The 13,045-nt window shown below is 71.5% G+C and carries 11 protein-coding genes and 1 tRNA gene; 8 read left to right on the top strand and 4 right to left on the bottom strand.

What is annotated here, in order from left to right; all coding sequences use genetic code 11:
- The first annotated feature begins 237 nt into the window (after positions 1-237).
- Genes HQQ78_RS09240 through HQQ78_RS09230 form a run of 3 tightly spaced genes read left to right on the top strand, consistent with a single transcriptional unit; the run spans position 238 to position 3,477 of the window.
- On the top strand, positions 238-1,650 hold the full coding sequence (locus HQQ78_RS09240) for an ABC transporter ATP-binding protein (RefSeq protein ID WP_123571532.1): 1,413 nt from the start codon (positions 238-240) through the stop codon (positions 1,648-1,650).
- Positions 1,626-3,191: an ABC transporter permease gene (locus HQQ78_RS09235; protein WP_173152680.1), complete on the top strand. Its 1,566-nt coding sequence runs from the start codon at positions 1,626-1,628 to the stop codon at positions 3,189-3,191. The genes HQQ78_RS09240 and HQQ78_RS09235 overlap by 25 nt, the downstream gene beginning before the upstream one ends.
- A 25-nt stretch (positions 3,192-3,216) precedes the next feature.
- On the top strand, positions 3,217-3,477 hold the full coding sequence (locus HQQ78_RS09230) for a DUF3039 domain-containing protein (RefSeq protein ID WP_056048588.1): 261 nt from the start codon (positions 3,217-3,219) through the stop codon (positions 3,475-3,477).
- Positions 3,478-3,490: 13 nt separating this feature from the next.
- Here the strand turns inward: HQQ78_RS09230 and HQQ78_RS09225 are convergent, their stop codons facing one another.
- Positions 3,491-4,741, bottom strand: coding sequence for a nicotinate phosphoribosyltransferase (locus HQQ78_RS09225; RefSeq protein ID WP_207114073.1), 1,251 nt, complete (start codon positions 4,739-4,741; stop codon positions 3,491-3,493).
- A 105-nt stretch (positions 4,742-4,846) separates the two neighbouring features.
- Here HQQ78_RS09225 and murI point away from each other — a divergent pair, with 105 nt between their 5' ends.
- The 3 genes from murI to HQQ78_RS09210 all read left to right on the top strand — a co-directional run bounded on the left by murI (position 4,847) and on the right by HQQ78_RS09210 (position 7,143).
- On the top strand, positions 4,847-5,701 hold the full coding sequence (gene murI, locus HQQ78_RS09220) for a glutamate racemase (RefSeq protein ID WP_173152677.1): 855 nt from the start codon (positions 4,847-4,849) through the stop codon (positions 5,699-5,701).
- Positions 5,702-5,773: 72 nt separating this feature from the next.
- Positions 5,774-6,520: a ribonuclease PH gene (gene rph / locus HQQ78_RS09215; protein WP_043595412.1), complete on the top strand. Its 747-nt coding sequence runs from the start codon at positions 5,774-5,776 to the stop codon at positions 6,518-6,520.
- Positions 6,517-7,143: a non-canonical purine NTP pyrophosphatase gene (locus HQQ78_RS09210; RefSeq protein WP_173152674.1), complete on the top strand. Its 627-nt coding sequence runs from the start codon at positions 6,517-6,519 to the stop codon at positions 7,141-7,143. Before rph ends, HQQ78_RS09210 begins: the two co-directional genes overlap by 4 nt.
- A 55-nt stretch (positions 7,144-7,198) precedes the next feature.
- Here the strand turns inward: HQQ78_RS09210 and HQQ78_RS09205 are convergent, their stop codons facing one another.
- The 3 genes from HQQ78_RS09205 to HQQ78_RS09195 all read right to left on the bottom strand — a co-directional run bounded on the left by HQQ78_RS09205 (position 7,199) and on the right by HQQ78_RS09195 (position 9,463).
- The gene (locus tag HQQ78_RS09205) at positions 7,199-7,906 is read right to left on the bottom strand and encodes a DedA family protein (RefSeq protein WP_173152671.1); all 708 of its coding nucleotides are present in this window, start codon (positions 7,904-7,906) and stop codon (positions 7,199-7,201) included.
- Positions 7,907-8,075: 169 nt separating this feature from the next.
- A tRNA-Leu gene (locus HQQ78_RS09200) sits at positions 8,076-8,157 on the bottom strand.
- 55 nt (positions 8,158-8,212) lie between these two features.
- Positions 8,213-9,463, bottom strand: coding sequence for an MFS transporter (locus tag HQQ78_RS09195; RefSeq protein ID WP_123571528.1), 1,251 nt, complete (start codon positions 9,461-9,463; stop codon positions 8,213-8,215).
- Between the two features lie 39 nt (positions 9,464-9,502).
- Between HQQ78_RS09195 and mnmA the strand changes: the two genes are divergently transcribed.
- Positions 9,503-10,633, top strand: a complete 1,131-nt coding sequence (gene mnmA, locus HQQ78_RS09190) for a tRNA 2-thiouridine(34) synthase MnmA (RefSeq protein ID WP_173152669.1) — start codon at positions 9,503-9,505, stop codon at positions 10,631-10,633.
- 10 nt (positions 10,634-10,643) lie between these two features.
- A complete protein-coding gene (ligA, locus tag HQQ78_RS09185; protein ID WP_173152667.1) occupies positions 10,644-12,995 on the top strand; it encodes an NAD-dependent DNA ligase LigA in 2,352 nt (783 codons plus the stop codon).
- Positions 12,996-13,045: the final 50 nt, after the last annotated feature.

Here is a 13,045-nt window from a genome sequence, read left to right as displayed (position 1 = left end):
ATGCGGGACGGGCTCTGCGGTGGCCCCGGCGGTGCGGACCGGACCCGTCTCTGGGTGCGATTCGCCTCGTGTTCGAGCGGTGTTCACCGCGGAGCATCGATCTGGACACGTCGTCGTGCTGTTGCAGACTACCCGATGGGGCCAGGAGCGGCCAGGGACCGTGCCCGAAGCGTGTCCGTTTCGTGATATGAGTCACCCGTCGACCGGTCGGCGTCGCGGCCTTGGTACGGTGGGGCGATGGCTGGACGGCGCGAGGACGAAGTGGGTGACATCGCCCCCGACTCGACACCGGGTGACGACACGGTCGGAGCGGTGGGCGCGTCCGACCAGGGGGAGAACACAGTGGACGACGACTCGACGACCGCGGGGGACGTGGCCGAGGGGACGGCTGAGTCGACGGAGGCCGCGACGCCCCGCGTCCCGGTGACGAAGTCGTCGACCGCGCGCAAGCCCCCGGCACCCCGGAAGCCCGCGTCGCCCCGCAAACCCTCGCAGCGCACCGCCGCCGACCGGTCGGCGGCGGCCAAGAAGGCAGCGGCGACCCGTGCCGCGAACGCGCGCGCCCGGGCCGAGGCGGCGGCGAAGGCCGCGGAAGAAGAGGTCGTCGCCGAACTCGCCGATGCGGGTGCCACGACGGACGGTACGGTCGTCGTCCCCGTCTCGGCCGACGACTACTTCGGCGACGCCCTGACGGCCGAGGAGGAATCGGCGGTCGCCCCGGACGACGCGCTCGCCGCCGACGCACCGACGACCGCCGGCGCGACCGCCCCGGACGACGAGGCCACCGTCGAGGTCCCCGAGGCCGAGACCGAGGCCGACGACGTCGAGGCCGCCGAGGCCCTCGACAGCGAGGGCGACGTCCGACCGACCCGTCAGGTCGACGTCGAGGCGCCCGTCGTGCTGTCGATCTCGGGGCTCATGAAGCGCTACGGCGGCACGGTCGCCGTCGAGAACGTCGATCTCGAGGTGCGGGCCGGGTCGTTCTACGGCATCGTCGGTCCGAACGGGGCCGGCAAGACGACGACCCTGTCGATCGTGACCGGTCTCCTGCGTCCCGACGCCGGCACCGTGACCGTCCTCGGGGCCGACGTCTGGCGCGACCCGGCCGCGGCGAAGCGAAGCCTCGGCGTCCTCCCCGACCGCCTGCGGCTCTTCGACCGGCTGACGGGTGCCCAGCTCCTCTACTATTCCGCGACCCTGCGGGGGCTCGACGGCGTGACGGCGCGCAAGCGCTCCTCCGACCTCGCCACCGCGTTCGGGCTCCACGACGCGCTCGGCCGTCTCGTCAGCGACTACTCCGTGGGCATGACGAAGAAGATTGCCCTGGCCGCCGCGATCATCCACTCGCCCCGGGTCCTCGTCCTCGACGAGCCCTTCGAATCGGTCGACCCCGTCTCGGCCGCGACCGTGACGGACGTCCTGCAGCGCTACGTGGCCGGGGGCGGGACGGTGCTGCTCTCGAGCCACAGCATGGACCTCGTCGAGCGCATCTGCGACAGCGTCGCGGTGATCGTCGACGGCCACGTGCTCGCCAGCGGCACGGTCGACGAGGTGCGGGCCGGACGCTCCCTCGAGCAGCGTTTCGTCGAGCTCGCCGGCGGGCGCGCGGTCACGGAGGGCATGGAATGGTTGCAGAACTTCTCCGACTGAGGCTCCAGACGATCGGTAACACGGTCCGCTTCGGGCCCCGCCGACTGACCGTCGCCGTCGCGTCCGTGCTGGCCGTGTTGATCGCGACCATCGCGGTCGCGAGCCTCGTGAGCGGCCTGCGTGATGCGCCCCTCGACGACGTGCGCGCCCTCGCGGTCGGCGGGGGAGCCCTCTTGCTGGTCGGATTCGCCGTCGTCCCCTTCGCGACCGTCCGTCCTGCCTGGAGCGACCCCCGCCGCCTCGCCGTCCTCGGCGTGCCCGAGGGGCGGGCGGCGATCGGACTCGCGCTCGGTGCCGCGGTCGGACTCCCCACGCTGGCCCTGTTGGTCCTCTCGACCGGGTACGTCCGGGCCTGGGGTGAGGGCACCGGCGTCGCCGCCGTCGCGGTCGTGGGGGCACTCGTCGCCGGCGTCACCGCGCTGTTGCTGGCCCTCGTGGCCTCGACGCTGAACAGCGTCGTCCTGACCTCCCGACGCGGTCGCGAGCTCGCACTCGTCGGTGCCGTGCTCGTCGTGCTGCTCGCCGTGCCCGTGATCGTCGACCTCGTCCGTCTCTCGTTGCCCGGCCGTTCGGGCACCGGCGTCGTCGCGGACGCCCTCGCCTGGACTCCCTTCGGAGCCGCGCTGGCGCTCCCCGGTCATGTCGCCGCAGGTCAGACCGGTCGCGTCGTGGCCGACGTCGTCATCGCCGCCGTCACGCTCGTGGCGCTCTGGCTCGCCTGGCGGGCACTCGTCGCGCGCGCGTTCGTCGACCGACCCGAGCCCGAGGAGGTCGACGACGGCGACGGACTCGGGTGGTTCGAGTACGTCAGGGCCTCGCCGACCGGAGCCGTCGCGGGCCGCAGCCTCACCTACTGGATGCGTGACGCCCGCTACCGCATGTCGCTCGTCATCATCCCGTTCCTCCCGCTTCTCGTCGTCCCCCTCGGCATCGCGGGAGTCAGCTGGAACTGGCTGGCCCTCGTCCCGGTGCCGATCATGTGCCTGATCCTGGGGTTCCTGCCGCACAACGACGTGGCCTACGACAGCACGGCGCTCTGGATGCACGTGGCGTCCGACACGCGGGGTCTGGCGGACCGGGTGGGGCGACTCGCGCCTCCTCTGCTGATCGGCGTCCCGCTCGTGGTGCTCGGGTCGGTCGTCGCCACCTGGCTGTTCGGCGACTGGCAGGCCCTGCCGTCCGAGCTGGGGGTCAGCGCCGGCTTCCTCCTCAGCGGCCTCGGTCTCTCGAGCCTGGTGTCGGCCCTCCTGCCGTATGCCACGGTCCGACCGCACGACGACCCGTTCCAGCAGCCGCAGTCGAACGGCGCGACCGCGGCATGGGCCCAGACCGTCATGATCGGGGGAGCCGTCCTCGCCACCGCACCCGCCCTCTGGTTCGCCGGTCGCGGGCTCATCACGGGCTACCCCGCGGGCGGCACGTGGGCGCTGGTCCTCGGCGTCGGCATCGGACTCGTCGTGCTGGTCGCGGGTGTCGCCCTGGGTGCCCGGGTCTTCTCGCGGCGGGCTCCCGAGCTGCTGGCGTTCGCCCTCCGCAGCTGAGCCGACGTCGACGTACGATGTCTGCATGACTGACACGCAGACGGGCGGCGGCCTCGACGTCATGGACCGCGAGCTCGAGAAGCTCCTGAACGACGAGGCGATCGACCCGGGCGACCACGAGCGCTTCTCGCACTACGTGAAGAAGGACAAGATCATGGAGTCCGCGCTGAGCGGCAAGCCCGTCAAGGCGCTCTGTGGCAAGAAATGGACGCCCGGTCGCGACCCCGAGAAGTTCCCGGTGTGCCCGACCTGCAGGGAGATCTACGAGAAGATGACGTCCGAGTGAGCTCGGCGCCTGATCACGCGTAGACGGTCGGCACGACCGGCTCGCCACGACCGAGCCGCAGCGCCTGGTCGGGTAGCTCGGCCACGGCCGCGGCTCGGTGGAGGCGCGCGCGAGCGACACCCTCCGGCCCGGTGTGCCGGGCGTCGATCTCGCCGGCCGTGACGAGCGGGACGTGCAGCGACCGTTCACCGGACGCCGTCTCCGACGACCCGACGCGGATGAGTTCGCGGGTGGCGACCCCGTCCACGATGACGCGCACGGGGGACTTCCGTCCACCCACGGAGGCCTTGTCGGCCGACTTCTTCGCCACGGAGACCCACTCGCCGTCGTCGCCGCGACGGGCGACCAGTTTGAAGACCATGCCGGCGGCCGGGTGGCCCGATCCCGAGACGACCGAGGTGCCGACGCCGAACGAGTCGACCGGGGCCGCGCGCAGGGCGGCGATCGTGTACTCGTCCAGGTCGTTCGTGACGGTGATCTTCGCCGCCGTCGCGCCGAGCTCGTCGAGCTGAGTGCGGACCTGGCCCACCAGCGACGGCAGGTCGCCGCTGTCGATGCGCACGGCCCCGAGCGACGGCCCGGCGACCCGGACGGCCGTGGCCACGGCTTCGGGGATGTCGTAGGTGTCGACGAGCAGGGTGGTGCCCGGCCCCAAGGTGTCGACCTGGGCGCGGAAGGCGTCCTCTTCGGTGTCGTGCAACAGGGTGAACGCGTGGGCGGCGGTGCCCATCGTCGGGACGCCCCACGACCGGCCGGCCTCGAGGTTGCTCGTGGCACCGAAGCCCGCGATGTAGGCGGCCCGGGCCGCGGCCACGGCGCTGCGTTCGCCCGTCCGCCGTGAGCCCATCTCGGCGAGCGGGCGACCGTCGGCGGCCGAGACCATGCGCGCCGCCGCGCTGGCCACGGCCGAGTCGTAGTTGAAGACGCTCAGCGCCAGGGTCTCGAGCAGCACGGCCTCGGCGAACGTCGACTGGATGACCAGCAGCGGCGACCCCGGCAGGTAGACCTCGCCCTCGGCGTAACCCCAGATGTCGCCCGAGAACCGGTAGTCGGCCAGCCAGTCGGCGGTCGTCGCGTCCACGACCCCCGCCTCGCGCAGCCAGGCCACCTCGTCGTCGCCGAACCGGAAGTCGGCGAGCAGCTCGAGGAACCGACCGGTGCCCGCGACGATGCCGTAGCGCCGCCCCTCGGGCAGACGTCGCGCGAACACCTCGAACACGCTGTCGCGGTGGGCCGTGCCCGCCTTCAAGGCGGCCTCGACCATGGTGAGCTCGTACCGGTCGGTCAACAGTGCGCTGGTCACACCGTCAGCCTAGGCTCGCCCGGTCGTCGAGGGGGTCGCGGCTCGCGCCGGGTAGGCTTCGTGGTCGTGACGGACGCACCCATCGGAGTCTTCGACAGCGGCGTCGGCGGCCTGACCGTGTCGAGGGCGATCATCGACCAGCTCCCCCACGAGTCGATCCGGTACGTCGGCGACACGGCCCATTCGCCGTACGGGCCGAAGCCGATCGCCCAGGTGCGCGGCTACGCCCTCGCCGTGATGGACGACCTCGTCGCCCAGGGCGTCAAGTTGCTGGTCATCGCCTGCAACACCGCCTCGTCCGCGGTGCTGCGCGACGCCCGGGAGCGGTACACGATCGGCGCGGGCATCCCCGTCGTCGAGGTGATCCAGCCCGCCGTGCGCGCGGCGGTGCAGCAGACGCGCAACGGCCGCATCGGCGTCATCGGCACCGAGGGCACGATCAACTCGCGTGCCTACGAGGACGCGTTCGCGGCGGCCGCGGGTCTCGAGCTGATCACGCAGGCCTGTCCCCGCTTCGTCGAGTTCGTCGAGGCGGGCGACACGTCGAGCCCCGAGCTGCGGGCAGTCGCCGAGGGGTACCTCGCCCCGCTGCGCGACGCCGGCATCGACACCCTCGTCCTGGGCTGCACGCACTACCCCCTCATGTCGGCGGCCGTCCAGTACGTCGTGGGCCCCGACGTCCGTCTCGTGTCCAGCGCGGAAGAGACGGCAGCCGACGTCTACCGCACCCTCGTCCAGCACGGGCTCGAGCGCACCGACCGGGGCGAGCCGCACCACGAGTTCGAGGCGACCGGGCCCGACGAGAAGTCGTTCCTGCGCCTGGCCCGCCGGTTCCTGGGTCCCGAGGTCTCGCGCGTCGGGCACCTCGAGACGGGGGCGATCGAGTTGCCCCCGGGCCTCCGCACCGTCGAGCGGACCTGACCCGCGCCTCCTGCGCCCGTGGGGTCGACGACCCCGCCCGCCACCGTCCATCCCCAGCCGAGAGAAGGCACCATGACCGACACCACGAGCACGACCGTCCGCGCCGACGGGCGCAGCACGACCGACCTGCGCCCCGTCACGATCGAGACCGGGTGGAGCGCCCACGCCGAGGGCAGCGCCCTCATCACCTTCGGCGGCACGAAGGTGCTCTGCACGGCGTCCTTCACGAACGGCGTGCCCCGCTGGCTGACCGGCAAGGGCAAGGGCTGGGTCACGGCCGAGTACGCGATGCTGCCCCGGGCCACCAACTCGCGCAACGACCGCGAGAGCGTCAAGGGCAAGATCGGCGGTCGCACGCACGAGATCTCGCGCCTGATCGGCCGCAGCCTCCGCGCCGTGGTCGACACCAAGGCCCTCGGAGAGAACACGATCGTCCTCGACTGCGACGTCCTGCAGGCGGACGGCGGCACCCGCACCGCCGCGATCACGGGTGCCTACGTCGCCCTCGCCCAGGCGATCGAGTGGGGGCGCGAGAAGAAGTTCGTCGGGCAGAAGGCCACGCCCCTGACCGACAGCGTCTCCGCCGTCTCGGTGGGCATCATCGACGGCGAGCCGATGCTCGACCTCGCCTACGTCGAGGACGTCCGTGCCGAGACCGACATGAACGTCGTCGTCACGGGCAGCGGGTCGTTCGTCGAGGTGCAGGGCACGGCCGAGGGCGCGCCGTTCGACCGTCGCGAGCTCGACTCGTTGCTCGACCTCGCCGTCGCCGGCGCCGTCGACCTGAGCCGCTTCCAGCGCGAGGCCCTCGGCCGATGACCCGTGTCGTCATCGCCACGCACAACAAGGGCAAGGTGGCCGAGCTCCGACTGCTGCTCGCCGAGACGGCGCCGGGCGTCGAGCTGGTCGCCTACGACGGCCCCGAGCCGGTCGAGGACGGTGACTCGTTCGCGGCCAACGCCTTGATCAAGGCGCGTGCGGCAGCCCGTCACACCGGGCTGCCCGCCCTCGCCGACGACAGCGGGATCTCGGCGGCGGCCCTGGGCGGGGCTCCCGGCATCCACTCGGCGCGCTACGCCGGCACCCGCGACGCGGACGACAACATCGACAAGCTGCTGGCCGAGCTCGACGGTGCCGACGACCGCTCGGCGTGGTTCTCGTGCGCCGCCGCCCTCGTCGTGCCGCCGCCCGTCGGTGCCGAAGGCCCCGACGGGCCGCCCGAGGCGAGCGCGTGGGTCGAGCACGTCGAGTACGGCGAATGGCACGGCGAGGTGCTGGAGGCGCGGGTCGGCTCGAACGGGCACGGTTACGACCCCGTGTTCCGCCCCGAGGGCGAGAGCCGCAGCGCGGCCGAGCTCACCGCGGACGAGAAGAACGCCGTCAGCCATCGCTCCCGGGCGTTCCGGGCGATCGCGCCCCGGGTGGCCGCGCTCGCGGACTGAGCCGCGCGCGCCTCCTCGGGGCCCTCGGCCGGCGGGCGCCTGGTGCCCGGGGTGGTCAGGCGTCGTGCGGCGCGGACGAGACGTGCGGCGTCTCGACCTCGCCCGAGGCCTCGGCCTTCTTGGCCTGGTGCACCCCGTGGAAGTAGTGGATCGCGATGGGGATCACCGTCGCCAGCACGGCCCCGAGCAGGATGAGGTCGATGTACGAGCTGACGAAGTCCGCGACGGGCGGGATGTGCCCGATGCCGAAGCCCGCCAACGTGATGCCCATGCCCCAGACGACGGCGCCGACGGCGTTGAACAGCGAGTACCGCCGGTAGCTCATGTGGCCGACTCCGGCCATGATCGGCGCGAAGGTGCGGATCACCGGGACGAACCGGGCGATGATGACGGCCATCGGGCCGAAGCGCTCGAAGAAGGCGTTCGTGCGGTTGACGTTCGCGACGCTGAACAGCCCGCTCTCCTTCCGCTCGAAGATGCGGGGGCCGACCTTGTGGCCGATGAGGTATCCGAGCTCGCCGCCGGCGAACGCGGCGATGCTGATGAAGATCGCGATCAGCCAGATCGGCAGGCCGAGGGCGCCGGGGTTCGTCGCGGCGAGGATGCCCGTGATGATCAACAGCGTGTCACCCGGGAACAGGAAGCCGATCAGCAGGCCCGTCTCGGCGAAGACGAGCAGGCAGACGCCGAGCACGGCCCACGGTCCGAAGGACGTGAGCAGGTACTCGGGGTTCAACCAAGGGATGGAGACGAGGGGCAGCATCGGGTGTTCTCCGGTCGTGGTGGCCGGCCTGCCGGTCTCGCTCAGGGTACCCGTGCGGGTGGAGGGACGTGAACCCTGGCGGGAGGGGGCACGTCGTGACGGCGCTCTGTGTGCGGGAGAAGGGACGTGAACCCTGGCGGGAGGGGGCACGTCGTTACGGCGCTCTGTGTGCGGGAGAAGGGACTTGAACCCTCACGCTCGAAAGCACAGGAACCTAAATCCTGCGTGTCTGCCAATTCCACCACTCCCGCGGCAGCACCGAGTGTACCGACGGCGACCCTCGGCGGGAACGGGGACGAGGAGGCGCTAGCGCTGCGAGCGGGGCACGTGCGGTGAGTAGCGGGGCACGTAGCGCACGAGGATCGCCGCACCCACGAGGCCGAGGACGCCCATCACCCCGCTGGCGAGCGAGATCGACACGACCGCGGTCACCCCGGAGATGAGCAGGGGCGCCGCAGCGCTGCCCGCGTCGCCGGTGAAGCGCCAGGCGCCGAGGAAGGGTGCGGGGTCGCCTTTGTCGGCCAGGTCGGCACCGAGCGTCATGAGGATGCCGCTGCCGACCCCGTTGGCGAGGGACATCAGGATCGCGACGGCGACGAACCATCCGACCCTGGCGTCGAGGTCGTGCGTGACCGACAGGGCGAGGTACGAGAGTCCGAGGCCCACCATGCAGGGGACGGCGCTCCAGAGGCGCCCGAAGCGGTCCATGATCTGTCCGCTCGTGTAGAAGAGCGCGAAGTCCACGGCGCCGGCGATGCCGATGATGATCGCGGTCTCGGACGCCCCGAGGCCGATGCTGACGGCCCAGAGGGGCAGCATGACCTGGCGACCGGAACGCATGGCGCCGATCAGGGCCGCCCCGCTGCCGAGCTTCAGCAGCACGCCTCGATGACGCCAGAGGGTCGCGAAGAGGCCGTGTGCCTCCCGGGCGACGAGGTCGGCGCCGTCCTCCGTGCCGCTGCCGGGCCGGACGCCGAAGGCAGCCGACGGGTCGCGCAGGACGAGCAGCGCGATCGCCGCGCCGAGGCAGCCGACGATGTGGACGACGAACGCCGATTGCACGGACCCGGTCAGCTCGATGACCCCGGCCGAGAGGAACGGTCCGACGAAGTAGCCGAGTCGGAAGACTCCGCCGAGGCTCGACAGCGCCCTGGCGCGGATCTCGACGGGCACGAAGCTGGTCATGAAGGCGTGCCGTGCGAGGGCGAAGACCGCGGTCGCGAGGCCGATCACCAGCACGCCGACGGCGAGGACGATCTCGTTCGGCGCCAGCAGACAGGTGACGAGACCGCCGATGCTCACGAGCGAGGCACCGATCATCGCGGTGCGCTCGCCGATGCGGCTGACGAGCCATCCGCTCGGGATGTCTCCGATCAGCTCGCCGACGAGGATGAGCGCGGCGACGAAGCCGGCGAAGGGGAGCGAGGCACCGAGCTCGCTCGCGACGACGGGGATGATCGGGATGATGGCCCCCTCGCCGATGGCGAAGAGCGCCGCGGGCAGGAACGCCGCGAGGGCCACCGACCGCATGCTGAAGGCGGGGGAGGAGGAAGACATGTCGCTCGCCACCCTAGGCCCGCTGCGTACACTTGTCGGATGAAGGTCTTGGCAGCGATGAGTGGTGGAGTCGACTCGGCGGTGGCCGCGGCGAGGGCGGTCGAGGCGGGCCACGACGTGGTGGGCGTGCACCTGGCGCTCAGCCGGATGCCGGGGACGCTCCGAACGGGCAGCCGTGGCTGCTGCACCATCGAGGACTCGATGGACGCCCAGCGCGCCGCCAACAAGATCGGCATCCCGTATTACGTGTGGGACTTCTCCGAGCGCTTCAAGCTCGACGTCGTCGACGACTTCGTCGCCGAGTACACCGCGGGCCGAACACCCAACCCCTGCATGCGCTGCAACGAGCGCATCAAGTTCGCCGCCCTGCTCGAGAAGGCGCTCGCGCTCGGCTTCGACGCGGTCTGCACGGGTCACTACGCGACCATCGTCACCGACGACCGGGGCAACCGAGAGCTGCACCGCGCCTCCGCCTGGGCGAAGGACCAGTCGTACGTGCTGGGCGTGCTCACCGCCGAGCAGCTCGCGCACTCGATGTTCCCGCTCGGGGCGACGCCCTCCAAGGCCGAGGTGCGGGCCGAGGCCGCCGAGCGCGGCTTCAGCGTGGCGTCCAAGCCCGACAGCCACGACATCTGCTTCATCCCCGACGGCGACACCCGCGGGTGGCTCGCCGAGCGGGTCGGTGCCGAGACGGGTGAGATCCTCGATCGCAGCGGTGCCGTGGTCGGGTCGCACGAGGGGGCGCACGCCTTCACGGTCGGCCAGCGCAAGGGCCTCAACATCGGCTTCCCGTCCGACGACGGGAAGCCGCGCTTCGTGCTCGAGGTGCGACCGGTCGACAACACGGTCGTCGTCGGACCGAAGGAGGCCCTCGACATCGCCGAGATCGCCGGCGGCTCGTACACCTGGGCCGGGCTCGCCCCGGTCGACCCGACGGTCGCGTTCGACTGCGACGTGCAGATCCGTGCCCACGCCGACCCCGTACCCGCCGTCGCGCGGGTGTCGGAGGTCGAGGGTAAGAAAGAACTCGTGATCACACCTCGCGAACCCCTCAACGGCGTCGCCCCCGGGCAGACCGCCGTCGTCTACGTCGGCACCCGTGTCCTCGGTCAGTGCACGATCGACCGCACGGTCAGCGCCGTGCCCGTGCCCGCAGACGTCACCGTCTGAGGCGACCACGATGAGCGAGACCGGCGACGACGCCTCCGCCTCCGGGCCCGCGGTCGAGACCGACGGCGTCCCCGACGACCTGTCCCAGGCGCGAGACGAGGCCGAACGTCTGACGACCCGCATCCTCGAGCTGCGTGACCAGTACTACGAGGGCAACGGCTCGACCGTCTCCGACGCCGACTACGACGGCCTCGTGCGACGCCTCGACTCCCTCGAGCGGGCTCACCCCGAGCTGCAGAAGCCCGACAGCCCCACGCAGACGGTCGGTGGCCGGGCCGAGACCACGCAGTTCGCCCCGGTCGAGCACGCCGAGCGCATGCTCAGCCTCGACAACGTGTTCAGCGACGACGAGCTCGCCGAGTGGGCGGGCAAGGTCCAGCGCGACGCCGGGGCCGAACGCGTGCGGTTCCTCACCGAACTGAAGATCGACGGCCTGGCGATCAACCTGCGGTACGAGGACGGCGTGCTCGTCACCGCCGCCACCCGCGGCGACGGCGTCGTCGGCGAGGACGTGACCGGCAACGTGCTCGCCATGGGCACGATCCCCGAACGGCTCGAGGGCACCGGCCACCCGCCGCTGGTCGAGGTGCGAGGCGAGATCTTTTTCCCGGTCAGCGAGTTCGACGAACTGAACGCCCAGCAGCGCGAGGCGGGAGAACGCGTCTTCGCGAACCCCCGCAACGCCGCCGCCGGCTCGCTGCGTCAGAAAGGAGAGGGCAAGAGCCCCGAGAAGCGCGAGTTGATGCACGCACGCCTGCGCCGCCTGCGGATGCTCGTGCACGGCATCGGCGCGTGGCCGGTCCGCGAACTCGAGCGGGCGACCGAGGTCCGGTCGCAATCCGAGGTCTACGACCTGCTGGGTGGGTGGGGCCTGCCCATCTCGACCCACTACCGCGTCTTCGACACCGTCGACGAGGTCGAGGCCTTCATCCACGACTACGGGGTGCGGCGCTCGTCGGTCGAGCACCAGATCGACGGCATCGTGGTCAAGGTCGACGACCTCGCCCTGCACGAAGAGCTCGGGGCCACGAGCCGGGCTCCCCGGTGGGCGACGGCGTTCAAGTACCCGCCCGAAGAGGTCAACACGACGCTGCTCGACATCGTCGTGAGCGTCGGACGCACGGGTCGGGCCACGCCCTTCGCCGTCATGGAGAAGGTCGAGGTCGCTGGCAGCGAGGTGCGCCAGGCGACCCTGCACAACCAGCAGGTCGTCAAGGCGAAGGGCGTGCTGATCGGCGACACCGTCGTGCTGCGCAAGGCGGGCGACGTCATCCCCGAGGTGCTCGGCCCGGTCATCGAGCTGCGCGACGGCACCGAACGCGAGTTCGTCATGCCCGTCGACTGCCCCGAGTGCGGCACCCCGCTCAAGCCCGCCAAAGAGGGCGACATCGACCTGCGCTGTCCCAACGCCGAGAGCTGCCCTGCCCAGGTCCGCGGACGCGTCGAGCACATCGCGTCCCGCGGCTCCCTCGACGTCGAAGGGCTCGGCGAGGTCGCGGCGGCCGCGCTGACGCAGCCCGTCGAGCCGGCCACGCCGCCCCTGCGCACCGAGGCCGGCCTCTTCAGCCTGACGATGGCCGACATCTTCCCCGTACGGGTCGTCGTCCGCGACACCGAGACCGGCATGCAGAAGCTCGAGGCCGACGGGCAGCCGAAACTCGTCACCCCGTTCCGCCGGAAGCGCGCCAAGCGCGACGGCGCCTTCGACCCCTCGGCCGCCGAGTTCTCGGGTGACGAGACCTCGGTGCCGTCCAAGACGGCGATCGAGATGCTCGCGAACCTCGAGAAGGCGAAGACCAGCCCGCTGTGGCGGTTCCTGGTCGGTCTGAGCATCCGACACGTCGGGCCGGTCGCGGCCCGGGCGCTGGCCAACCACTTCGGCTCGCTCGACGCCATCCGAGCCGCCTCGCGGGACGAGCTCGCGGCCGTTGACGGCGTGGGCGGCATCATCGCCGATGCGCTGCTCGCCTGGTTCGACGTCGACTGGCACGTCGAGATCATCGATCGGTGGACGGCGGCGGGAGTGCAGTTCGCCACACCCGGTCATCCCGGACCGGGTGCCGCCGAGGCGGCGGGTGGCGTGCTCTCGGGCGTGACGGTCGTGGCGACGGGGAGCCTCGAGGGATTCACACGCGAGGGCGCACTCGAGGCCATCGTCGAGGCCGGTGGCAAGGCGGCGAGCAGCGTGAGCAAGAAGACGGACTTCGTCGCGGCCGGACCCGGCGCCGGATCGAAGTTGACGAAGGCCGAGCAACTCGGGGTACGGATCATCGACGCGGAGCAATTCGCTGTCCTCCTTAAGGAGGGCCCGGCGGCTCTCGTTGTCCCCCAGGTGGGGGACGAGGAGGCGCCTGAATCATGATTTCCCTGGTCAGGGGCACTTTCGTTTCCTAGGATGTGAGGACGTGTCGT

Source organism: Frigoribacterium sp. VKM Ac-2859 (assembly GCF_013204925.1).
GTDB lineage: Bacteria > Actinomycetota > Actinomycetes > Actinomycetales > Microbacteriaceae > Frigoribacterium.
This window is presented reverse-complemented; position numbering and strand designations above follow the sequence as displayed.

What these genes read in the sequence shown, in the direction of transcription:
- HQQ78_RS09240 (WP_123571532.1), top strand. Translation starts at nt 238, where the DNA reads ATGGCTGGACGGCGCGAGGACGAAGTGGGTGACATCGCCCCCGACTCG.
- HQQ78_RS09235 (WP_173152680.1), top strand. Translation starts at nt 1,626, where the DNA reads ATGGTTGCAGAACTTCTCCGACTGAGGCTCCAGACGATCGGTAACACG.
- HQQ78_RS09230 (WP_056048588.1), top strand. Translation starts at nt 3,217, where the DNA reads ATGACTGACACGCAGACGGGCGGCGGCCTCGACGTCATGGACCGCGAG.
- HQQ78_RS09225 (WP_207114073.1), bottom strand. Translation starts at nt 4,741, where the DNA reads ATGGTCGAGGCCGCCTTGAAGGCGGGCACGGCCCACCGCGACAGCGTG.
- rph (WP_043595412.1), top strand. Translation starts at nt 5,774, where the DNA reads ATGACCGACACCACGAGCACGACCGTCCGCGCCGACGGGCGCAGCACG.
- HQQ78_RS09210 (WP_173152674.1), top strand. Translation starts at nt 6,517, where the DNA reads ATGACCCGTGTCGTCATCGCCACGCACAACAAGGGCAAGGTGGCCGAG.
- HQQ78_RS09205 (WP_173152671.1), bottom strand. Translation starts at nt 7,906, where the DNA reads ATGCTGCCCCTCGTCTCCATCCCTTGGTTGAACCCCGAGTACCTGCTC.
- HQQ78_RS09195 (WP_123571528.1), bottom strand. Translation starts at nt 9,463, where the DNA reads ATGTCTTCCTCCTCCCCCGCCTTCAGCATGCGGTCGGTGGCCCTCGCG.
- mnmA (WP_173152669.1), top strand. Translation starts at nt 9,503, where the DNA reads ATGAAGGTCTTGGCAGCGATGAGTGGTGGAGTCGACTCGGCGGTGGCC.
- ligA (WP_173152667.1), top strand. Translation starts at nt 10,644, where the DNA reads ATGAGCGAGACCGGCGACGACGCCTCCGCCTCCGGGCCCGCGGTCGAG.